This is a genomic window from Bradyrhizobium sp. AUGA SZCCT0431 (assembly GCF_018131065.1).
Taxonomy (GTDB): Bacteria; Pseudomonadota; Alphaproteobacteria; order Rhizobiales; family Xanthobacteraceae; genus Bradyrhizobium.
Genome location: NZ_JAFCLR010000098.1, coordinates 1 through 1,482, shown reverse-complemented (window position 1 = coordinate 1,482; position 1,482 = coordinate 1). Strand labels below are relative to the sequence as shown.

2 protein-coding genes are annotated in these 1,482 nt (G+C 55.2%); both read right to left on the bottom strand.

Annotation, left to right across the window (positions count from 1 at the left end; all coding sequences use genetic code 11):
* Positions 1 to 837: 837 nt before the first annotated feature.
* Entirely contained in the window at positions 838 to 1,071 is a 234-nt protein-coding gene (locus tag JQ567_RS37910; RefSeq protein WP_108522855.1) for a hypothetical protein, read from the bottom strand.
* 135 nt (positions 1,072 to 1,206) lie between these two features.
* On the bottom strand, positions 1,207 to 1,407 hold the full coding sequence (locus tag JQ567_RS37905; protein WP_212443534.1) for a hypothetical protein: 201 nt from the start codon (positions 1,405 to 1,407) through the stop codon (positions 1,207 to 1,209).
* Positions 1,408 to 1,482: the final 75 nt, after the last annotated feature.

The following is a 1,482-nucleotide window of genomic DNA, read 5'->3' as shown; positions in this document are numbered from 1 at the left end:
AGCGGACTCATGCACCGCAGCAAACAACGGCTCTATTCGATCACTTCGTCGGCCCGAGTGAGAAGACAGTTGAACAGCACCACCATCACTTAGAACGGTGAGCGCTTGCGCGCGCTCCCCTATCATCGTCGCGAACGCTTGTTCAAGTGCGTCCAGTCCGCGTGCTTCGGCCGGGACAAGCGTCAACCCCAGCGGCCCGGCGGCGTCTCGCGTCGACTTCAGACGCTCCAGATTGGGCGCAAAGTCCGGCGCTGCGCGACGACTGGGGGCAAAACGCGCAGATCAGCCAAGGCAGACATAGGTTTGGCCGCGCGGACGGCAAGGGGCTAGGTCAGCATCCCTCACTTGAACTTCCTTGAGCCGCGCCCAGTTTTAAGAAAGGTTAGGTTTGATCGATAGGTTCTCGCACCGGCTAGCACCAACAAGAGACATAAGAGACCCATAGCGGCCACTGTCTAAGGCTAGAGCAAAGTCGAGCGCATCAATCCCAACTGTAAACGAAAGGACCGCCGGTCTCCGGCGGTCCTTTTGTTTGGGTGAGCCGGGGCGATCAAGGTCCTCGTGATATATTTAAGCCAAAGCAAGGAGGGCTGGCATCATGCCCACCGGATTATTTAAAACACCAGATCAGTCGGCTCAGGTTGAATACGACGGCGTTTCCATCCCGATACCTAGGTCGACATACGAGAAGAACGGCTACAAGCCCGATTTCGACAAACTGCCCCTCGAAGACGAATATAAGGCGGCCCAGGAGAAGTTGCGTAATGCCCCGAGGCCCTAAAGGCAATTCACCCCCTCGGGCTGACTGCTATCTGCAGGATCACCCCTGAAAAACAATTATCGAAGGTGCTGCGCTTTGGCGATGTGTTGACCAATTTCGTTCGCCTGATTGGCTTCGCCGGCATCAGTCAACAAATGCTGAAGCTGGGTAGCACCAGTCAAATCCAAGCCGACCAGCGGATTTCCCGTTGATCGAAACCACAGTCGCGGCACACCCAATTCATCTTTGCGGGCTTCGATTTCGCATTCGGTGGGTGGTATTCCGAACATGCTGAAGAACTCTGATTTCATCTCAGCCTCCGGTGCCCCATCAAATAATGTGGGAACGAAAATGCGACTTTAAAGGCAAAGAAACCGAAAGCGGCCCCGACCGGGGATAGAAGAATTACCGAGGCCGCCCGGCCCGCCGCTACAGAGTTCCGATTTCTAACCGTCCTTCGACTTGGCAACCTCTCCCGCCAGTCGTTCAGCCTTCAGCCGTTCTAGGTTTTTGCGCAGCGCTTTTTGCTCCTGCTCGTATTCGTTCAGGGGCCTATCCGATGGACGGAACTTGCTTGCTTCATTTTCACATTTGCTCATGACGTGACCCTTTTGATGGATGGATCCCCACGCCTGAATACCGCGCATCGTACTGGCTCAGACTAACATACTTGAAGGGGCCGATGTCAGTTCTGGCGGCGAACTAATGTCTCAGTTGGGTCA